21 protein-coding genes are annotated in these 19,358 nt (G+C 66.3%); 8 read left to right on the plus strand and 13 right to left on the minus strand.

Features of this window, described 5'->3' with window-relative positions:
• Window positions 1-110 precede the first annotated feature (110 nt).
• On the plus strand, window positions 111-1,193 hold the full coding sequence (nadA, locus tag D002_RS0108425; protein ID WP_018141480.1) for a quinolinate synthase NadA: 1,083 nt from the start codon (window positions 111-113) through the stop codon (window positions 1,191-1,193).
• A 110-nt stretch (window positions 1,194-1,303) separates the two neighbouring features.
• Here nadA and D002_RS0108430 read toward each other — a convergent pair whose 3' ends face one another.
• Window positions 1,304-1,510: a hypothetical protein gene (locus D002_RS0108430; RefSeq protein WP_018141481.1), complete on the minus strand. Its 207-nt coding sequence runs from the start codon at window positions 1,508-1,510 to the stop codon at window positions 1,304-1,306.
• Between the two features lie 86 nt (window positions 1,511-1,596).
• Between D002_RS0108430 and D002_RS0108435 the strand changes: the two genes are divergently transcribed.
• On the plus strand, window positions 1,597-1,977 hold the full coding sequence (locus D002_RS0108435; RefSeq protein WP_018141482.1) for a hypothetical protein: 381 nt from the start codon (window positions 1,597-1,599) through the stop codon (window positions 1,975-1,977).
• A gap of 241 nt (window positions 1,978-2,218) precedes the next feature.
• On the opposite strand, the gene D002_RS0108440 is transcribed toward D002_RS0108435, so the two are convergent.
• The 3 genes from D002_RS0108440 to D002_RS0108450 form a co-directional block, all read right to left on the minus strand.
• A complete protein-coding gene (locus D002_RS0108440; protein WP_231362938.1) occupies window positions 2,219-2,470 on the minus strand; it encodes a hypothetical protein in 252 nt (83 codons plus the stop codon).
• A gap of 75 nt (window positions 2,471-2,545) precedes the next feature.
• Window positions 2,546-3,076, minus strand: a complete 531-nt coding sequence (locus tag D002_RS0108445) for a hypothetical protein (protein WP_018141484.1) — start codon at window positions 3,074-3,076, stop codon at window positions 2,546-2,548.
• 168 nt (window positions 3,077-3,244) lie between these two features.
• The gene (locus D002_RS0108450; protein ID WP_018141485.1) at window positions 3,245-3,826 is read right to left on the minus strand and encodes a thioredoxin family protein; all 582 of its coding nucleotides are present in this window, start codon (window positions 3,824-3,826) and stop codon (window positions 3,245-3,247) included.
• A 115-nt stretch (window positions 3,827-3,941) separates the two neighbouring features.
• On the opposite strand from D002_RS0108450, the gene D002_RS0108455 reads away from it, so the two are divergent.
• On the plus strand, window positions 3,942-4,682 hold the full coding sequence (locus D002_RS0108455) for a ferredoxin--NADP reductase (protein ID WP_018141486.1): 741 nt from the start codon (window positions 3,942-3,944) through the stop codon (window positions 4,680-4,682).
• 59 nt (window positions 4,683-4,741) lie between these two features.
• Here the strand turns inward: D002_RS0108455 and D002_RS0108460 are convergent, their stop codons facing one another.
• A complete protein-coding gene (locus D002_RS0108460) occupies window positions 4,742-5,512 on the minus strand; it encodes a S9 family peptidase (RefSeq protein ID WP_018141487.1) in 771 nt (256 codons plus the stop codon).
• A 141-nt stretch (window positions 5,513-5,653) separates the two neighbouring features.
• Here D002_RS0108460 and D002_RS0108465 point away from each other — a divergent pair, with 141 nt between their 5' ends.
• Window positions 5,654-5,854 (plus strand): YdcH family protein, encoded by a 201-nt coding sequence (locus D002_RS0108465; RefSeq protein ID WP_026181616.1) that lies wholly within the window; start codon window positions 5,654-5,656, stop codon window positions 5,852-5,854.
• Between the two features lie 317 nt (window positions 5,855-6,171).
• Here D002_RS0108465 and D002_RS0108470 read toward each other — a convergent pair whose 3' ends face one another.
• Window positions 6,172-7,467 carry an FCSD flavin-binding domain-containing protein gene (locus D002_RS0108470; RefSeq protein WP_018141489.1) on the minus strand — a complete coding sequence of 432 codons (1,296 nt, stop codon included), beginning with the start codon at window positions 7,465-7,467 and terminating at the stop codon, window positions 6,172-6,174.
• Window positions 7,468-7,484: 17 nt separating this feature from the next.
• On the minus strand, window positions 7,485-7,796 hold the full coding sequence (locus D002_RS0108475; protein ID WP_018141490.1) for a c-type cytochrome: 312 nt from the start codon (window positions 7,794-7,796) through the stop codon (window positions 7,485-7,487).
• A gap of 224 nt (window positions 7,797-8,020) precedes the next feature.
• Here D002_RS0108475 and D002_RS0108480 point away from each other — a divergent pair, with 224 nt between their 5' ends.
• Window positions 8,021-8,329, plus strand: coding sequence for a PilZ domain-containing protein (locus tag D002_RS0108480; protein WP_081610839.1), 309 nt, complete (start codon window positions 8,021-8,023; stop codon window positions 8,327-8,329).
• A gap of 21 nt (window positions 8,330-8,350) precedes the next feature.
• Here D002_RS0108480 and D002_RS0108485 read toward each other — a convergent pair whose 3' ends face one another.
• The gene (locus tag D002_RS0108485; protein WP_018141492.1) at window positions 8,351-8,743 is read right to left on the minus strand and encodes a DUF3775 domain-containing protein; all 393 of its coding nucleotides are present in this window, start codon (window positions 8,741-8,743) and stop codon (window positions 8,351-8,353) included.
• Between the two features lie 9 nt (window positions 8,744-8,752).
• The gene (locus D002_RS0108490) at window positions 8,753-9,064 is read right to left on the minus strand and encodes a DUF2288 family protein (protein WP_018141493.1); all 312 of its coding nucleotides are present in this window, start codon (window positions 9,062-9,064) and stop codon (window positions 8,753-8,755) included.
• Between the two features lie 96 nt (window positions 9,065-9,160).
• Here D002_RS0108490 and D002_RS0108495 point away from each other — a divergent pair, with 96 nt between their 5' ends.
• The 3 genes from D002_RS0108495 to D002_RS0108505 are packed head-to-tail and all read left to right on the plus strand — an operon-like array spanning window position 9,161 to window position 11,563.
• Window positions 9,161-9,490, plus strand: coding sequence for a PepSY domain-containing protein (locus D002_RS0108495; RefSeq protein ID WP_018141494.1), 330 nt, complete (start codon window positions 9,161-9,163; stop codon window positions 9,488-9,490).
• Entirely contained in the window at window positions 9,487-10,203 is a 717-nt protein-coding gene (locus D002_RS0108500; RefSeq protein ID WP_018141495.1) for a response regulator transcription factor, read from the plus strand. Before D002_RS0108495 ends, D002_RS0108500 begins: the two co-directional genes overlap by 4 nt.
• 25 nt (window positions 10,204-10,228) lie before the next feature.
• The gene (locus D002_RS0108505) at window positions 10,229-11,563 is read left to right on the plus strand and encodes an ATP-binding protein (protein ID WP_018141496.1); all 1,335 of its coding nucleotides are present in this window, start codon (window positions 10,229-10,231) and stop codon (window positions 11,561-11,563) included.
• A 192-nt stretch (window positions 11,564-11,755) separates the two neighbouring features.
• On the opposite strand, the gene D002_RS0108510 is transcribed toward D002_RS0108505, so the two are convergent.
• From D002_RS0108510 to argS, 4 genes are read right to left on the minus strand one after another with little or no spacing between them, the layout of a single operon-like run.
• On the minus strand, window positions 11,756-13,012 hold the full coding sequence (locus tag D002_RS0108510) for an FAD-dependent oxidoreductase (RefSeq protein ID WP_018141497.1): 1,257 nt from the start codon (window positions 13,010-13,012) through the stop codon (window positions 11,756-11,758).
• 25 nt (window positions 13,013-13,037) lie between these two features.
• The gene (gene hrpA, locus D002_RS0108515) at window positions 13,038-16,979 is read right to left on the minus strand and encodes an ATP-dependent RNA helicase HrpA (RefSeq protein WP_026181617.1); all 3,942 of its coding nucleotides are present in this window, start codon (window positions 16,977-16,979) and stop codon (window positions 13,038-13,040) included.
• 2 nt (window positions 16,980-16,981) lie between these two features.
• Window positions 16,982-17,572 carry an SPOR domain-containing protein gene (locus D002_RS0108520; protein ID WP_018141499.1) on the minus strand — a complete coding sequence of 197 codons (591 nt, stop codon included), beginning with the start codon at window positions 17,570-17,572 and terminating at the stop codon, window positions 16,982-16,984.
• A gap of 4 nt (window positions 17,573-17,576) precedes the next feature.
• Window positions 17,577-19,340 carry an arginine--tRNA ligase gene (gene argS / locus D002_RS0108525; RefSeq protein ID WP_018141500.1) on the minus strand — a complete coding sequence of 588 codons (1,764 nt, stop codon included), beginning with the start codon at window positions 19,338-19,340 and terminating at the stop codon, window positions 17,577-17,579.
• Between the last annotated feature and the right edge of the window lie 18 nt (window positions 19,341-19,358).

The following is a 19,358-nucleotide window of genomic DNA, read 5'->3' on the forward strand; positions in this document are numbered from 1 at the left end:
GTTGGGATACGTTGCGGCGCCCCCAAAATGTGTAGGAACGACAGCGCCCTGAGCCCTGTCGTACTATTAGCTAACGATAATTTGCCCCTATGCCGGGGTGATGAGGACCCATGACCACACCGGTGGCCGAAAAACCGATCTTCCAAGTGCCTAGTACGGCTCACGTAACGGCGTCGCTGCACGCTTTGACCGATGCTCAGCGCGATGAGTTGGTGCGCCGCATCAAGCGGCTGTTGATCGAGCGCAACGCAGTGCTTGTGGCCCATTACTACGTGGATGAATCCTTGCAGCGTCTGGCGGACGAGACCGGCGGTTGTGTGGCGGACTCTCTGGAAATGGCACGCTTCGGCAAGGAGCACCCGGCCGAGACGCTTGTGGTCGCCGGGGTGCGCTTCATGGGCGAGACGGCCAAGATTCTGAGCCCGGAGAAGCGCGTGCTGATGCCCACGCTGGAGGCCGAGTGCTCGCTGGATCTCGGCTGCCCGGCCGAGGAATTCGCGAAGTTTCGTGCCCAGTACCCGGACCACACGGTGGTGGTGTATTCCAACACCTCGGTGGACGTAAAGGCGCAGGCCGACTACGTCGTCACCTCCAGCATCGCCGTGCCGCTGGTCGAGCACCTGCGCGACCAGGGCAAGAAGGTCCTGTGGGCGCCGGACAAGCACCTGGGTGACTACATCCGCCGCACTACCGGCGCCGACATGGTGCTGTGGGACGGCTCCTGCGTGGTGCACGACGAATTTCGATCCTGGGCGCTGGAGGAATTGCGCGATCGCCATCCGGGCGCAGCCGTGCTGGTGCATCCGGAGTCGCCACGCGAGGTGATCCATCTGGCCGATGTGGTGGGTTCCACCAGCCAGTTGATCGCGGCGGTGAAGGATCGACCGGAGCAGGAATTCATCGTTGCGACTGACAAGGGCATCTTTTACAAGATGCAGCAGGCGGCTCCGGACAAGACATTGATTGAGGCCCCCACCGGTGGCCATAGCGCGACCTGTACCAGCTGCGCGCATTGCCCGTGGATGGCCATGAACGATCTGGTCGCCCTGGCCGAAACGCTGGAAGACACCGGGGAGCCGGCGAAGAATGAGATCTTCGTCGACGAGGCCGCGCGCCAGAAGGCCCTGGTGGCCACGCAGCGCATGCTCGACTTCGCGGCTGAACACCGCAAGGCGACCGCAGGCGACGCCTGAGCGACGTCCCCGTAGGACCTGCTTGCAGGCGAAGCCCTGCCGGAGTCGGGCGTGGGCAGGGGCTTCGCCTGCAAGCAGGCTCCTACGGTGGGGTGGAGGCTCCTGAGAGGTTAGCGGTCGTTGAGCCAGGCGGCCCATTGGGAGTGGGTGGAGACGTCCACGCCGTCGGCCTTCGCGGCCTGTTGCAGGTGGGTTTGCAGGTCGGCCATCAGTTCGGAATCCATCAGCTCGGGCTCCAGGGTGAGCTGCGCGTGCAGCGTGCTGTAGACGAGCTTGAGTTCATTCGCGGGATACTGCGACCAGTCGAGGTGGGCCATGGTGTCCGTTCTCCGAGATCGGGATATGCGTTACAGCCTGCGGCCTGTGGTGGCGCGGCGACAAATGGGCTTGTGGAGCGTCGGAGATGTTTAAGCGCCGCGCACGCCTTTTGGTGGCGTCCGAGCGTCCGGATACTCGCGCCGCGCGCGTCGCCGAGCTGGCCTCTGCGGATGAATTCGAGGATTGGATTGAGGTGCGTCCCGGACGTGCCATGGATGGGGTGACGGAGGACGATCTGGCATGGGCCGACCTCTTGGTGGCCGTCGACGAGGCGGCGGCCCGCCGCATGCCTGCAGCGCGTCCGGCGACCTGTCGTCCGAAGTACTGGCGATTGCCTGCCGAGACCGGGGCCGACTTCGATCTGCAGACCCTTGAGGCCCTGCGCTGCATGGTGGGGGGGATGCGCATGCTTGCGCGTGTGGATGCGGCCGGTGATCGTGCCGATGAAGAGACCGATGATGCGTAACGGTTTGCGCGTAGTCGACGCGTAGTCCCGTTAACAGCGGATGGGGTTGGCCGGAGAGATCGCCGCGGCGCTGCGCGCCTCGCAATGACGGATTAAAAAGTCCGTCACTGCGAGGTCCCTCGGGGCCGCGGCAGTCGTGTTCATCGGCCACCTGATTCGATCCCGTGGTGCCAGCCACCGATGCGATCGCCACGGCGCACTGTGCCTCGCGACGACGCGGGCCTGTGTCGGGCGCTGTGCTCTATTCCGGCGTGTAGGGCGTGGGCGCGCGGGCGTGTAGTTTGGCCAGGTGATCTTCGTAGAGCCGCCAGATGCGTGGGGCGCGCCCGGGTTGGTTCCGACCGATCGCCACGGCGCTGCGCGCCTCGCGATGACGATGCTTCTCGCAGTCCGCGTCATGGCGAGGCCCCGTCAGGGCCGCGGCCATCTCCGGACGCAACCGCTGAGGGTTGCGTGGCTCCGCGTCGGGGCTGTCCACACTGCGGCATGTCACGCGATGACGAGCCCAGTTTCCCTGTTGGTGTGTACGCGGGGTGGGACGCCGATCCGTCCCGGGTCCCACAGGCCCCTAGTCGGGGGTGTAGGGCGTCGGAGCGCGGGCGTGTAGTTTGGCCAGGTGATCTTCGTAGAGTCGCCAGATGCGTGGGGCGATGGCGCCGCGCGAGCCGGGGTAGGTGAGGCGGTCGGGGTTGAAGCTGACCAGGCGTTCGATCTCGGTGCAGCGCAGTTCCTCGCTGATCACGTTAAAGATCAGGATCTGGCTGCCCTGGTCGGCGATCGGCAGCAGGGTGCCAATGATGCCGGTGTCGTTCAGGCCGGGTTCGCCCCGGGCATCGCCAATCTCGGCGGGCGGTCGTACCAGTGTGCCGAGTAATTCCTGAAAGGCCTGGTCGCAGGCGTAGCAGATTTCCGGCGCGCGTAGCCCCTGCACGCGTTCGCAGGCCTGGCGGACCGTGGTATCGGGCAGCGCCATGCGCTCCAATGGAATCGGGATGCGGTTGGATTCGCCGTTCGGCAACAGGCGGGGCACCGACTCCTGGCAGGATGGGCAGCGCCAGGTGGCGACGCGGGGGCCGTCGATTACGTTGCTGGGAGGCATCTGGCGACCATCATCCGGGGGTTCGGTGCGGCAGGTGGCGCGCGGTAGCGAACGCCTGGGTTGTTGGCTGATGAGGGCGGGGCCATTCGCGGGCAGGCCCGCTCCCACAGGGGCGGGCCCACCGGTCCAGCCCCTTGGGTCGTCCTCGTTTCAAGCGGGGCGTCCTGTTCAGCCGAAGTAGTCGGGTTCGTTGCCGGGGCGCCACTTGATGTTGCAGCCCAAGCTTGGGTGCTGCGGCTCGGGAGCGGCTTGGCCAGCGAGCAGGGCGTCGCTGGCGGCGCGCAGGTCACGGCCGGTCACGGGCTTGTCGGAGCCGGGACGGGTCTCGTCGAACTGGCCGCGATAAAAGAGCTTGCGATCGGCGTCAAACAGGTACAGGTCCGGGGTGCAGGCCGCATGATAGGCCTTGGCGACGGACTGGTCCTCGTCCAGGCAATAGGGGAAGTGGTAGCCGAAGCGGCGGGCGTCGTCCTTCATCTTGTCCGGGGCGTCGTCCGGCACGGCCTGGATGTCGTTGGAGTTGATCGCGATCACCGCAATGCCTTTGTTCGAGTATTCACGACCATAGCGCGCGAACTCATGACGGATCAGTTGTACGAACGGGCAGTGATTGCAGATGAAGGCGATCATGTAGCCTTTCGCATCGGGGAAGCTGTCGAGACTGATGGTCTCGCCGGAGACGACATCCGGCAGGGAGAAGTTCGGCGCTTCGGTGCCGAGTTCGATCATCTGCGAGGGGGTACGGGCCATGACTGCTCCAGTTGAAGGATTTGCGACAATTATACGGCTTCGGTCGGGGGTGCTTGAAACCTTCCGGCCGCGCCAGCAGGCTTTTCAATAATACCCGAGTAATGGAGTAAGGAATATGGGCTGGGTGACCGGTGTCGTACAGGAGCGTAAGCAGTGGACGGATCGGCTGTTCTCGCTGCGCGTGGATGCCGAGGTCGAACCGTTCAAGGCGGGGCAGTTCAACCGCCTGCGCCTGGAGATTGACGGCGAACCCGTGGCCCGTCCGTATTCTTACGTGAACGCGCCGGGTGAAAGCCCGCTGGATTTCTATCTGATCACGGTGCCGGATGGCCCGCTGTCCAACCGGTTGGTACAACTCGAACCGGGGGACACGGTCGAGCTGATGCCGCGCGCCAACGGGTTTTTCACCCTGGATGAATTGCCCGACAGCCGTGACCTGTGGCTGCTGTCCACTGGGACCGCTCTGGGGCCCTTCCTGTCCATACTGAAGACTGAAGCCCCCTGGCAGCGTTTCGAGAACATCCGCTTGATCCACGCCGTGCGTCAGGTCGAAGAACTCACCTACCAGGACACCATCCAGCAGTTCCAGGAACGCGACGACAAGCAGTTCCAGTACATCCCGTTCGTCAGCCGCGAACCGTTTCCCGGTGGGCTGGAGGGGCGTGTGCCGGGTGCGATCGCTGAAGGGCGCCTGGAACACCATGCGGGGCTGAAGATTACGCCGGAACACTCCCAGGTCATGCTGTGTGGCAACCCGGACATGGTGAAGGATACCTCCGCCATGCTCCGCGAGCGTGGGTTGGAGAAGAACCGCCGCCGCAAGCCGGGGCACATCACTACCGAGAACTACTGGTAGGCCCCGGAATATGCAGGAGCCTGCAAGCAGGCTCCCACGGGGCTCCTTCCGTGCCGGGTCTAGTCCAGCAGGTTAGTGGCCCAGGCGTGGATCAGGCCGGCGACGTAGCGGGTGTGTTCGGGGCGCGAGAGCAGGTGGTCGGTCTGGTGCAGGGCGACGAAGCTCTTGGGGTGTTGGGCCTGCTGGAAGATCTTGCGGGCATGGTCGACGCTGACCACCGTGTCGCCTGGAGCATGCAGTAGCAGGAGTGGCTGTTCGAGGGTCTCTAGCGCGGTATCCAGCGTGGGCTCCTCAATCGAATCAATGAAGGCGCGTCCAATCTCGACCGGGCGCCCGCCGATCGTGATGCGGGCGGAACCCTCGCGGCGGATCTCCTCTGCGGTATCGCCGAACAGGTGGGCCACATGGCCGGGGCGGCTGGGGGCGGCGATGGTGACGATCCCGTCCAGCGTCTCGCGTTGCGCTCCCACATAGATCGCCATGGCGCCGCCGAAGCTGTGTCCAATCAGCAGGTTGGTGTGCTGCCCCGTGTAGGTCTCCAGGGCCTCGATTGCGGAGTGGAGGTCTTCGCAATACGTCTCCAACGTGCTATCGCGGAATTCCCCTTCCGAGTCGCCCAGCCCCATGAAGTCGAACCGCAGGGTGGCGATGCCTTCCTCGGCGAGGGCGCGCGCCAGACGCACAGTAGCCGGGAAGTCCTTGGAGCAGGCGAAACAGTGGGCGATACAGGCCTGCCCGCGAACCGCGTCCCCCTCGGGTGCGACCAACACGCCACCCAGGCGGATGCCCCGCGGGGTTCGTATGGTCAGTGGCGTATTGTGGATTGCCATTGGGTGGGCTCCGGATGAATGAGGGCTGGCTATGGTCCCGCCGGGGACGGTCTGCGATCATACGGGTTTGACGATCCGAATGGCCACGCGGGGTGTCTCCCGGAGCACGGCCACCACTTCATGGAACCACTGGGGGCCGGCTTGGAAACCGAGAGTCAGATTCGCGCACGCCTGGCCGAGCTGGAGGCCGAACATCGGGCCCTGGACTCTGCCATCGCCGTGATGCACGAGCAGCCCTCGCCGGATGTGTTCGCCATCCAGCGCCTGAAGAAGCGCAAGCTCCAGCTGAAGGACTCCATTCAGCGCCTGCGCAGCCGCCTGATCCCCGACCTCAATGCCTGACCCGGGGTATCCACCACGAAGCTCACGAAGGCACGAAGAAGGTCAAGTGCGTTCGTTCGCACCACAGAGGGCACGGAGAAAAACCAAGAATGGCGTTAGATGAGGGCGAGACCGCGTTCTCGCCGCGAATCGCATCGGTTACCGAAATACCATACCCCTCCAGCTCCAGTACGTTCCTCATGACGTCACGCGCTCGACTGGCCCTGCACTGCCTCAAGCCTTGTCTTTCTTCGTGCGCTCTGTGTCCTCCGTGGTGAGCAAAAAAAACGGCGCCCGGAGGCGCCGTTTGGTGTGGCTCCGTGTTGGAGCGTTGGAGATTAGCCCCAGATGTCGCGGGTGATGCCGGCATACCAGGCGCGAGTGTAGTTGGCCTCGCGTTCCCGGAAGCTAGAGCTCGCACCCGATGGGCTGACCCCGCCGGATCCGTCGACCCCGGCCTGTGCTCCGTCCTTGTACTGGTAGACCGCGGCGACGCTGATGGCGTAGTCCGGCGTGACCAGGCTGTAGCAGGTGTTGGCGGACGACGGATTGATCGGCTCCTGCCCGGACAACTCGCGGACGATGGCCGCGGCCACGATCTTGCCCTGGTTGTTGGCCGAGTGGCCGGACTTCGGCATGGCGCCCGCCACACTGGCATCCCCCAGGACATAGATGTTGTCGTCCATCTCCGACTTGAAGGTCAGCTGATCGACCGGGACCCAGCCTTCATCGTTGGTGAGGCCCACGTCATGGGCGATCTGCCCAGCACGCTGGGCGGGGATGAAGTTGAGGACATCGGCGCGCACGCGTTCGAAGCCACTGTCGGCCCTGACGGTCATGTTGTCGACGTCGATTTCCTCGGCACGACCGCCGTCGGAACCGGCCCGCCATTCGATCATGTCGCCGTAATGCTCGTTCCAGCCTTCCTCGAACAGGCCCTGTTTGGAGAAGCCATCCTTCGGGTCCAGGATGATGATCTTGGAGCGCGGCTTCTCTTGCTTGAAGTAGTGCGCGACCAGCGAGACGCGCTCGTACGGCCCTGGCGGGCAGCGGAACGGGTTCGGCGGAGCCACCATGACGAACACGCCGCCGTTCGGCATGTCCTGCAGTTGCGAGCGTAGCAGCTCGGTCTGCGAGCCCGCCTTCCAGGCGTGCGGGATTCGCTCGGCGTCGGACTCCGAGATTCCGGGCATGTCGTCGTACTTGAAGTCGATACCCGGGGACATCACGAGCTTGTCGTAGCTGATGCTGTCGCCACCGGATAGGCGCACACTGCGGGCATCGGCGTCCACCGCCGTAACGCGATCTTCGACGATTTCGATGTCGTAGTCGTCGCGCAGGTTGTCGTAGCTCTGGGCAATGAAGTCCATGTTGGCGAAACCGCCGATCACCCAGTTACTGCCGTAACACGTGTAATAGGTGGCATTCGGCTCGATCAGCGTCACCCGAAGGTTGGGCGAGAACTGTTTGAGGTACTTCGCCGTGGTGGCCCCTCCGGAGCCACCTCCGACGACCACTACGTGGGCGCGATCGGCACCGCGCGTACCGTTGGCTGCGCAGCCGATACCGGCAAAGGCGGCGGCGCTGGTAACGCCCGCGACCTTCAGGAAATTGCGTCGTGTAAAGTCATGCATGATGTGAATCCCCCTGATCAGAAGCGGCTGAAGTAGCCGGCCATCGCTTCAATTTCCTCGTCGGAATAGCCCTTGGCGTGACGATCCATGATCGTCGCGTCGCGGTCTCCGTCGCGGAATGCCTTCATCTGGCTTTCGATGACACCAGCGGGAATGCGGGCCAGATCAGGAACGCCTTCCTCGGCGCCGGCCGCGTTGTGGCAGGCTTTACAGGAGGCGGCCATCAACTGACCTCGGGTGATTTCGTCGTCGGCGAAGGCCTGGGTAGCAGTACCCGCCATCGCCAGAGAGGCGGCAAGCCCCACCAGGTACAAATGCGATTTCTTCATTGCAACGGACTCCTCCGTTAGAAGTGGCTTTTTGTGACCGACAGCTGTGGAGTACTGCCTTCATCCTTTGGCCCGGTGTTGAGATCCGGGTTGTGTTTGCGCCAACGGGTTCAAGCCCGATAGTTGCGCCTGATCGCATAAACCAACGATCATGGATCTCGTATAGCACAGAGAAAGCGCCTTTTCGATACATTGAAAAGGTATCTGTCACCAGGAGGAGCACCATGACAGGAGAGCGACGACGTCATCCACGGATTCCGATGACCGTCGAGGTGGTGGCCGAGTGCGAGACCGGGGACAAGGTGACCCTGACCACCAACGACATCTCAGGTGGGGGTGCGTTTCTGGAATGGGACGACCCGGAAAACACCTGCGTAGGCCACTTGATGAAGCTGGCCTCGGACGACGAGTTGATGCTGCAGGTGTTCGGCGTGCTCGGAGATGGTGGCGAGGCACCACGAGTGAAGGCCCAGGTGGTGCGGGTCATGGACGGCGGTATTGCCGTGCGCTTTGATCCCGAAGAGCTGGGATAACGCGTTTACATCGGCGCCTCCTCAGGTTTCGCGTTCGATCTGTTCGAGACCCGCGGCCCACTCATCGGCGATCAGCGGGTTTGTCAGCAACCAGTGCACGGTGTCCGCGCTCCAATCGTCCTGTGCGTCCTGTAGGGCGGTATCCCAATCCGTGACGCTGTAATCGCCGCGCCCGATCGAACTGAGGGCCTGCAACTCGGCCTGTTGTTCGGGCCCCAGGTCGCGCAGCGTGCCCTCCAGTTCTTGCAAGGTCAGGTCGCTGGAGTGGTCGGCAAGAATCTGCATTGCCCAGTCGTCGTCGCTGCCTTCGGGCCCGGTGTCGGGAAACACCACATCCTCCTTGGCATGGAATTCCCGTGCGGCCTGAATCAGTCGCTCCAGTGTCTCGCCAGTGATGCCCAGTGAGACTGCCACGGTGGCCGTCTAGTGAGCTGGAGTCCGCTCCTGGGCGAGAACCCAGGGGGCGGCGACAATAGCGGTGAAGATCGGGTCGTTGGCGGCCCAGCGTCGGGCATCGTCATCCGATGCGCGTGCAACCTGGTCCTTGGCCAGCCACTCACTCACCTGGTGAGTTGCATCGTCGCGGAATGCGCGGGCGACTTCGATTAGGTCCAGCTCCGGCGCAACGCGGATGACCACACCGCGGGCGAAATGGGGCATCAATTCCTTCCAGGGCAGGGGGCCGGCCTCTTCTTCAATCGGGATCTCGGGTTGTTCGGCGGGGGCGTCTTGCATGACGGTTCCAGTCGGTTTCAGATATTGTTCAGGCTAGGCCGATACCCTTGGTTCTTCAACATCTGCCGCCCCTGAACGCCCGGAGAATTAACCGATATGCGACCGATGCCGGATCTGCAGCTCGGATACCGCGGGCGAGGCCTGACACGGCCCCGCGTGGGGTGCGCGCTCGTACTGACGACGCTCCTGTGTGTAGCGCTCCCGGCACAAGGGCAGTTCAACACCGAGGATCCCGAGGCCGCCGTCTGGGACCTCGACGAGGCGGTCGCCCAGATTGAAGCCCATTATCCAGGACGGGTTCTACAAGCACGCGAAGATGTCGGCCAATACGGCGCTCGCCTGTTTGTGATCCGGATTCTGACCAACGACCAGCAGGTGCGGACCCTCCGGATCGAGGAAGGCACCGAAGTGGAGCTCCCGGAATGAATCTGCGCGTGGTATTGATCGAGGACGATGTCGCACTGCGCAACCAGATTGCCGATGAGCTGGATCGCAGCGGCTGCCGCGTCGATACCGCGTCCGACGGCGAGACGGGGCTCTACCTGCTCACCGAATACAACTGCGATATCGCGGTGGTGGACCTGGGCCTTCCAGGGATGGATGGGTTGGACGTCATCCGCAAGGCACGCGAGTCGAAGCCGCGCCTGCCCATCCTGATTCTCACCGCTCGCGATCGCTGGCAGGACAAGGTCGAGGGTCTGGAGGCCGGGGGTGACGACTATCTAGCCAAGCCCTTCCATATTCAGGAGCTTCTCGCGCGTCTGCGGGCCCTGGCACGGCGCAGCCTGCAGTCCGGTCAGGAGCGCTTGCAGTTTGGCCCGCTGGTGATCGATACCGCGAGCGACGAGGTCTGGCTGAACGGCGAGCCGGTGACCCTGACGACCTTTGAATACCGGTTGTTGATGACGCTGGTACGCCAGCCGGGCCGGGTGCTCAGCAAGGATGCGCTGGCGGACTACCTCTATGACCACGACGAAGATCGCGAGAGCAACGTGATCGAGGTCCTGATCGGGCGCCTGCGCCGTAAGTTGGATGCCGATGGCAGCCTGGGCCTGATCGAAACCCTGCGCGGACGTGGATACCGCTTCGCCCGCGAGCCTGACGCCGCCCCGGAAAACGAGCCGGATACCACCCGATGACCCGCCGCGAGGCCGCCCGGTCCGCATGACAGCGGCCCTGCGCAAGCTGCGTGGCAGTCTGGTCCTGCGCCTCGCGGGGGTCACGGTCGTTACCGTTCTGATCTTCTCCCTGCTGACGGCCTGGGTGCTAGAGGCGGCCTTTCGCGACAATGCGGCCGATGCGGTCGAGACCCGCCTGGAGGCCCAGGTCCTGCTGTTGATGGGGCTGGCCGAGGTGATCGGCCCGGCCGATGTGCGCGTGCCCGAGATGCTCCCCGAGAGCCGGCTGCAATTGCCGGTCAGCGGTCTCTATGCACGCATCCTGGGTGAGGATGGCCAGACGCTGTGGCGCTCCCCTTCGGCTGTTGGAGTCTCGCTGCGGGACTGGTCGGAGGACGAATACTTCAGTTTCAGCCTGCCGGTGCAGTGGGAGCTGGAAGGCGACCAGGTCGGCCTGACCTTCCAGATGCTGGAGGATCGGGAAGCCTTCAGCGAGCAGGTGGAGCAGTACCGTACCAGTCTCTGGCAGGGGCTGATGACCATGACCATCTCCATGATCATCGTACTTTCCCTGGCGCTGTGGTTCTGGGGGCTGCGCCCACTGCGACAGGTTCGCAGCGACCTGGATGCGTTGCGCCATGGTGACCACGCGCGCCTGGAAGGGCATTACCCCACCGAAGTTCGGGCACTGACGGGCAGTATCAATGATCTGGTGGAGTTCGAGCGGGCGCGCCTGGCGCGTCAGCAGAACGCGCTGGCGGATCTGGCCCACAGTCTAAAGACGCCGATCTCGGCACTGCGTTTGAACCTGGAGGGCGCACGCCCGGATAACGAAGACATGTGTCGTCAGGTGGATCGGCTGCAGGCGATTGTCCAGCACCAACTCAATCATGCGCAGCGCCTGGGGCCGGCACCGTTCCAGGCTCCCGAGCCGCTGGCGCCCATTATCGAACGCACCGGCCAGGCGCTGGGCCGATTGGCGAATCAGGAAGGCGTGGAGATCGAGACCGACCTGACCCCCGGTTGTGCGCTGCGTATGGACAGTGGTGCGATCTTCGAGCTACTGGGTAACACCCTGGATAATGCCATTCGCCATGCCACCACTCGGGTGCGGATCACCACCCGCTGCAAGCCCGGCGAGGTGATGCTGATCATCGACGACGATGGTCCTGGTATCCCGCCAGTCGATCGAGCACGAGTCCTGGAACGGGGTACAAGGGCAGACACCCGCGGTGGGCAGGACGAGGGTGCCACCGAGGGCCAGGGTCTGGGTCTCAATATTATTCATACCCTGGTCACAGACCATGGTGGGGCATTGTTCATTGAGCAGGCCCCGGAACTCCATGGCGCCCGTATTCGGATGGTGTTCGCGGCTTCGTGACGACCGGGTGATAGGGCTCTTCACCACGGAGCACACGGAGGTCACGGAGAAAGGCCGATCAAGAGGTTGGTCACAGGGAGACGGGAAGCGCGTGCAGGTTCTGGATGAGCATGAGGAAGGCATGGGCTCACGCCGGCCGTAGCGTAGCGAAATGCATCGACCCGGGCATTCCTTACGCTTAGCCGTTCGAGATCAGAGCGTAAGGCCGTCCAGCGGCAGGGCCGGGTCTTCGCCCAGTACGCTGGCGCGTACCAGCGCTGCGGCGCCGCAGGCGAAGGTCCAACCGAGGTGGCCGGAACCGGTGTTGAGGTAAAGGCCTGGTACCTGGGTGGCTCCGAGGATCGGGGTGCCGCGGGCGCTCATCGGGCGCAGGCCGGTCCATGGGGCCATGGTCTCGGCATCCATCTGCTCGGGCAGGCCGACCAGGGTGCGCCGGCAGTGGTCCAGCACGCTGGCGGCGCGTTGCGGGTTCAGGTGGCGATCACGCCCGGCAAATTCGGCGGTGCCGGCCAGGCGCAGGCGATTGCCCAGCGGGGTCATCACGACCTTGTTGGCGTCGTCGATCAACGGCAGGTTGAGCCGCGAGTCGGCCTCCATCGGCAGGGTCAGCGAATAGCCTTTCACCGGCGCTACGGGTAGCCGGATGCCCAGCGGGCGCAGCAGGTCGGGCGCGTGGTAGCCGTTGGCAACTACACAGGCATCTGCAGCGATTGGCCCTGCCGAGGTCTCCAGCGCATCAAGGCGTCCCTGGAAGGTTCGCAGGCGTCGTACCCCGATGCCCGGGTAATAGGTCAGCCCCCGGCGCCGGGTGATGGCCAGTAGGCCGGTGGTGAACCGGGCGGCATCACCGATGGCGTCATCCGGGAAATACAGCCCGCCGCACAGCCGGTCGCGCACGGGTGCGAGTGCCGGCTCTTCGCTGATGATGCGTTCTACGTCCCAGTCCTCGAAGCGTACGCCGACGTCCATCATGCCCTCGCTGGCGGCTCGGTTGCGCGCCTGACTGGCCGGGTCCTGGAACAGTTTGAGAATGCCGCAGCGGCGAAAGCCGAAGTTCAGCCCCTCGGGGTCCAGCTCGCGCTGCAGGCGGTCGATCTCCTGCAGGGAGAAGGTCGCGAGGCGGGCATTCAGCCGGGTGTGTTCCTCGAAGGTGCTACGGCGGCTGTTCCAGAGAAAGCGCAGCCCCCAGCCGACCAGGCCCGGCATCGCGCGCGGTCGCACCAGCAGCGGCGAGTCGGCGCGGCCCAGGTAGCGCAACAGGTCGAGACCCACGCCCGGAGTATTCCACGGTTCGGCGTGGCTGGCGTGTAGCATGCCGCCATTGGCAAAGCTGGCCCCGCTGGCCGGCTCCGCGCTGGCGTCCAGCAATACCACCTCGGCTCCGGCCTCCTGCAGGTACCAGGCTGTGGTGACGCCGATGACCCCGGCGCCAATCACCGCTACGCGCATCCCTCGATCCTTTTATCGTGGTGGCTCATGTGCCACTGGCCAGTCGTTGGATCAGTGTCGCGTATTCGCGTTCCAGGCGTTTGGGCGACACCTTCTCGCGGGTGCCCAGCTCCTGGGCGAACTGCGAGACGCGAAACTCCTCGATGCGGTAGCGAAAGGCCAGCACGTCGGGGTGGTCCGGCGCGCGCGCGATCAGTTCCTGTGCCTGCTGCCACAGTGGCTCGACTGCCACACGTCGGGCGCGGTCCTTGTCCGGGGCCTGGGTCAGGCGTTCCAGACGCTTGTCGATCGCCTGCAGGTAGCGCGGCAGCTCGGGCAGCACGGCGTGCGGGGTGCGCAGCAGGAAATCGGCCGGGACCAGGGCGTCGAGCTGCTCGCGGATGTCGCGTGCGGCCTCGATCCAGGACAGCGGCAGATCCCCCTGCAGCCGGGTGCGCAGGTCGTGCCAGTGGCGCAGGATCTCGGCGGCCAGGCGCGAGAGTTCCATCACCGTCGGCGACAACTCGGGCAGGCTGGCCTCCAGGCGCTCTTGAAAGTTCTCGGCCTCGCGTGGCCACGGCTCGGCCAGGAACACGCGGTCGGCCGCGGCCTCCAGGATCTGGTCGCGCAGGGCCTCGCAGCTGCCGAGTGTCGAGTAGTTCAGGCAGGCGCGTTCGATCTCCGGGAGCTGGCGGCGCAGATCGCGGGCGGTCTTGCGCGCGCCCAGCAGGAACAGCCGGCGCAGCCCCGCGCGGTGGGCGCGCGCGGCCCGCGCCGGGTCCGGTTCCAGCTCCAGCGAGACGGCGTCACCGCGATCGACCAGAATCGGGAAGGCGCGCAGCTGCGCCCCTTGGTGATCGAATTCGACGCTCTCCGGCAGCGCGCCGAAGTCCCATTCGGTGATCCCCTCGCGGGTGATCTCGTCCGGGCGGCTGGCGTCGAAATGGGCCTCGGCGCTGTCGCCCAGCCGGCGCTTCAGCGCGGCCAGGTCGCGGCCGCTGGCCTGCTCGCTGCCTTCCGGGTCGAGGATGCGGAAGCGCATCACCAGGTGTGGCTCCAGGTTCTCCGGGCGCCAGGCATCCAGCGGAATCTCGGTGCCGGTCATCGCGCGCAGGGCCTCGGCCAGCGCCGGGGTCAGCGGGCCCTGGCGGTGTTCGATGCGCGCGAGCGCGGCCTGCGCGAAATCCGGCGCGGGCACGAACTGGCGGCGCAGGCCCTTGGGCAGGCTCTTCAATAGGCCGGTCACGCGCTCCTCCAGCAGCCCCGGTACCAGCCAGTCGCCCAGCCAGTCGGGTACCGCATTCAGCGCCGCGATCGGGATGGTCACGGTCACGCCGTCGTCCGGCTGGCCCGGTTCGAAGCGGTAGGCCAGCGGCAGGCGCAGGCCCTCGAGCTCCAGGTGATCGGGGTAGGCCCCTTGCGGGAGTGCGGTGTCCGGCTCGTTCAGCAGCTCCGCGCGGTCGATCCGCAGGGCGTCGGGGTCCCGCTTCTCGGCCTTGCGCGCCCAGGTCTCGAAGCTCGTGCCGTCAGTGATCTCCGCCGGCAGGCGGGCGTCATAGAAGTCGAACAGCCGATCCTCTTCCACCAGCAGGTCGCGTCGGCGCCCGCGCGCCTCCTGCTCGGCGATCTCGGCCACCGCTTCGCGGTTGGCCTGCACCCCCTTGGAGCGGGTGCGCAGCTCGCCGCCGACCAGGCCCTCGCGGATCAGGATGCGCCGCGCTTCGGCCGGGTCGTGTCTTGCGAAGTCCACCGGCTTTTTCGGGGCGACGACCAGGCCGTACAGGGTGATACGGTCGAAGGCCCCGACGCGTCCGCTGCGGCGCTGGAAGTGCGGCTCGAAGATATGGTGCTTGAGCAGGTGCGCCGCCGCGGCCAGGATCCAGTCGGGCTCGATGCGGGCATTGTCGCGGGCGTAGACGCGGGTGGTCTCGGCGATCTCCGCGCTCATCACCCAGGCCGGTTTCTTTTTCGCCAGGACCGAGCCGGGATGGATCTGGAAGCGGCGGTTGCGCGCGCCGAGGTAGTCGCCGCGCTCGGTCTTCTGCCCGATCTGGCTGATCAGCCCGGTCAGCAGTGCGCGGTGCACGGGCTCGGCGTCGGCCGGTTGGTGGTTCGGCTTCAGGTCCATCTCGCGGGCCTGGCGCAGCAGCTGCACGCGCAACTCCTGCCACTCGCGCACGCGCAGGAAGTTCAGGAAGTGCTCGCGGCACCAGCGTTTCAGCGCATTCGAGCCGAGGTCCTCGCGCGCGGTGTGCCAGGCCTCCCACAGCCGCAGCATGCCCATGAAGTCGGAGCCCTCGACCTGAAACTCCCGATGGGCCTGGTCCGCCGCTTGCGTGGCCTCGGCCGGGCGTTCGCGCGGGTCCTGCAGCGACAGGAAGGCGGCGATGGTCGCGGTCTCGGTTACGCAGCCGTGATCGGCCCCGGCCAGCAGCATCGCGCCGTGGCGCGGGTCGATGGGCATGCGCGCCAACTGGCGGCCGCGCGGGGTGATGCGGCCGCGGGCATCCACCGCGCCCAGCTCCTCCAGCAGGCGGTAGCCGTCCTTGACCAGACGCGGGTCGGGTGGGTCCACGAACGGGAACTGGCGCGGCTGGCCCAGTTTCAGCGCGGCCATCTGCAGGATCACCGAGGCGAGGTTGGAGCGCTGGATCTCCGGGTCGGTGAACGGCGGGCGCAGGTTGTAGTCGTCCTCCGCGAACAGGCGGATGCAGATGCCGGGGCCCAGTCGTCCGCAGCGCCCGGCGCGCTGGTCGCAGGCGGCCTGCGAGATCGGCTCCAGGCTCAGGCGCTGGACCCGCGAGCGCCAGGAGTAGCGCGAGACGCGGGCCAGCCCCGAGTCGATCACGAAGCGGATGCCGGGGACGGTCAGCGCGGTCTCGGCGACATTGGTGGCCAGCACGATGCGCCGGCCCGCGTGCGACTGGAACACCCGCGACTGCTCGCGGGCGGACAGGCGTGCGTACAGCGCCAGGACCTCGGTATCCGCGCGCACCTGCCCGCGCAGGGCCTTGTGGGCGTCGCGGATCTCGCGCTCGCCGGGCAGGAACACCAGGATGTCGCCGGGCCCGGCGCGCTCACATTCGGCCACCGCGTCGCGGATGCCGTCGAACAGGTCGCGTTCGCCGCGGCCGGCGTCTTCCTCGTCGGCCGCGTCTTCCGGCTCGATCGGGCGGTAGCGCAGCTCCACCGGGTAGGTGCGTCCGGCCACGGTCAGGATCGGGGCGTCGTCGAAGAACGCGGACAGCCGCTCCGGGTCCAGCGTGGCGGAGGTGATGATGATGCGCAGCTCCGGGCGCTTCTTCGACAGGCGCTTGAGCACGCCCATCAGGAAGTCGATGTTCAGGCTGCGCTCGTGGGCCTCGTCGACGATCAGGGTGTCGTAGGCACGCAGCTCCGGGTCATGCGCCAGCTCCGCCAGCAGCATGCCGTCGGTCATCAGCTTGACCCAGTTGTTCGGCCCGGTCTGGTCGGAAAAGCGCACCTTGAAGCCGACGGTGGAGGTCGCATCACCCCCGAGCGTGGTGCCCAGTTCCTCGGCGATGCGGCTGGCGACGGAGCGTGCGGCGATGCGGCGCGGCTGGGTGTGGCCGATCAGTCCGGCCTCCCCGCGCCCGGCTTCCAGGCATAGTTTTGGCAATTGGGTGGTCTTGCCGGAGCCGGTCTCTCCGCACAGCACCAGCACCCGATGTTCGCGAATGGCCGCAACGATCCGTTCGCGCTCGGCGTGGATCGGCAGGTCGCCAGCGTAGATGGGGTGCGGGCGCAGACGGGCGCGCTCGTCGCTGCCTACCTGGGGGTTGGCTCCCTCGGTGGTGGCCAGGCGTTCGGTGAGGGTGCGGGCCATGCGGTCGCACGGCTGCCCGCGCTTCTGGCGCTGGCGGGCTCGGCGCAGCAGGTCTGCGAGATCCTTGCGTTCGCGGCCGGCGGGCAGCGCCTCGATGCGGGCCGCGAGGGCGTCCAGATCCGGGGCGGGGGCCGGGTTCACGATCAACCCTGGTAGCGCAGACGCAGGGCCTCGATGTTCTCCGTGCGCAGCCGCTCCAGTGCCTGGCGTACGCGCTCCTCGTCACTGAACGGGCCGAGGTAGACGCGATACCAGGTCTCGCCCTGGATCTCGACCTCGTGCACCTGCGGGTCCAGGCCGATCAGGGTCAGGCGAGCCTTCATCTCGTCGGCCTGCTCGAATCGGCGGAACGATCCCGTCTGCAGTACCACCGGGTCGCCTTCGCTGGGCGATTCGGCGGGTGGCAGGGCAGGAGCGGCGGTGTCGCGTTCGGACTCCGGTACGCGAATCTCGTCCTCGGGCAGCAGCTCGTAGTAGCGGAAGCGGGGCTCGTCGTCCGAGGGCACCGTGTCGCGTTCCACCGGGGCGGGGACGGGTGCCATTGCGGCGGGCGTGTCGTCCGGGTCGCCAAACAACGCGCCGAGGTCGGGCGAACGGTCGGCCCCTTGCAGGTACAGGATGGCGGCAATCCCCAGCCCCAGACCCAGGCCGATCAGCATCCACACCCAGCCGGGTATCGGCCGGGAGGTCTTCCGCGGAGTGGGTTTGCGACGGGTCTTGCGCGCCTGGGCCATGGTTCTACATCCGTTCCGGGGCGGTGACGCCCAGCAGGCGCAGCCCGTTGCCCAGGACCTGCTTGATCCCGGTGATCAATGCCAGTCGGGCCGCGATGACCTCGGGGTCGTCGGCATTCAGGAACGGTACCGCGTTGTAATAGGTGTGGAAACCGGCGGCCAGATCGCGCAGGTACTGGGCGATCTGATGTGGCTCGCAGGCCTCGGCCGCTGCCGCGATCACTTCAGGGAAGCGGTCGAGGCGGTCCAGCAGGTCATCCTCTAGGGGTTCGGCCAGGCGGGTGCTGAGGCCTTCGGCCTCGGCGGTTGCCGGGGCGTGGCCGCGCTCGGCGGCAGTGCGCAGCACGCTCGCGATGCGCGCGTGGGCGTACTGGATGTAGTACATGGGGTTGTCATTGGACTGCGACTTGGCGAGATCCAGGTCGAAGTCCAGGTGCTGGTCGCAACGGCGCTGCACATAGAAGAAGCGCGCGGCATCCGACCCGACCTCGTCGCGCAGCTCGCGCAGGGTGACGAACTGCCCGGCGCGGGTGGACATCGGCAGGCGTTCGCCCCCGCGATAGAGGATCGCGAACTGCACCAGCAGCACGTCGAGGCGGTCGGCCTCCAGGCCCAGGGCCTGCAGGGCGGCGCGCACGCGCGGGACGTAGCCGTGGTGGTCGGCGCCCCAGATGTTGATCACGCGTTCGAAGCCGCGCTGGAACTTCTCGCGGTGGTAGGCGATGTCGGAGGCGAAGTAGGTGTAGTCGCCGTTCTCGCGGCGTACCACGCGGTCCTTGTCGTCGCCGTATTCGGTGGAGCGGAACCACAGCGCCCCGTCCTGCTCGTACAGGGCGCCACGGGTTTGCAGCTCGTCCACCGCGGCGTCGATCGCGCCGGAGTCGGCCAGGCTGCGCTCGGAGAACCAGCACTGGTATTCGACCCCGAACTCGCGCAGGTCGTCGCGGATGTCTTCGAGGATCGCGTTCAGGCCGCAGTCGAAGACGCTGCGGTAGAGGTCTTCTCCCAGCACCTCGCGGGCGCGGGCGATCACGGCGTCGATGAAGACTTCCTTGTCACCCCCGGCGGGCTCGTCCGCTGGCAGGTCGCGGGTGATGGCCTCGGCCGGATGCACGCCTTGCTCGCCGATCTGTGCGGTCAGGGTGTCGGCCACCGGGTAGATGTAGTCGCCCTGGTAGCCGTTGGCCGGGAACGGCACGTCCACGCCGTGGCGTTCCAGGTAACGCAGCCAGACGCTGGCGGCGAGGATGTTCATCTGCCGCCCGGCATCGTTCACGTAGTACTCGCGGGTGACATCGAAGCCGCAGAAATCCAGCAGGTCCGCGACCGTCGCCCCGAAGGCCGCGCCGCGGCCGTGGCCGACATGCAGCGGGCCGGTGGGGTTGGCGGAGACAAACTCGACCTGGATGGGTCGGCCACCGCCCACGCTGGAACGCCCGAAGTCGGCACTCTGGGTCGCGATGCGGCCGAGCACCAGCGCACGGGCATCCGCGGCCAGGCGGAAGTTGATGAACCCCGGCCCGGCGATCTCGGTGGCGGCGAGGCCGGGCACAGTTGGCATCGCCGCGCTAAGGGCCTCGGCCAGATCCCGCGGCTTTGATTTCGCCGGTCGCGCGAGCTGCATCGCCAGGTTGCTGGCAAAATCGCCGTGCTCGCGGTCGCGCGCGCGGGTGACCTGAACCTCGACGCCATGATCGGCGGGCACGCGGCCATCGGCTACCAGGGTCTCCAGGGCGGCCGCGAGGGCCTCGGTGAGGGTGTCTTTCAAGAGGGGCTCGTTCCGTCG

Source organism: Thioalkalivibrio sp. ALJ7 (assembly GCF_000376865.1).
Lineage (GTDB): Bacteria > Pseudomonadota > Gammaproteobacteria > Ectothiorhodospirales > Ectothiorhodospiraceae > Thioalkalivibrio.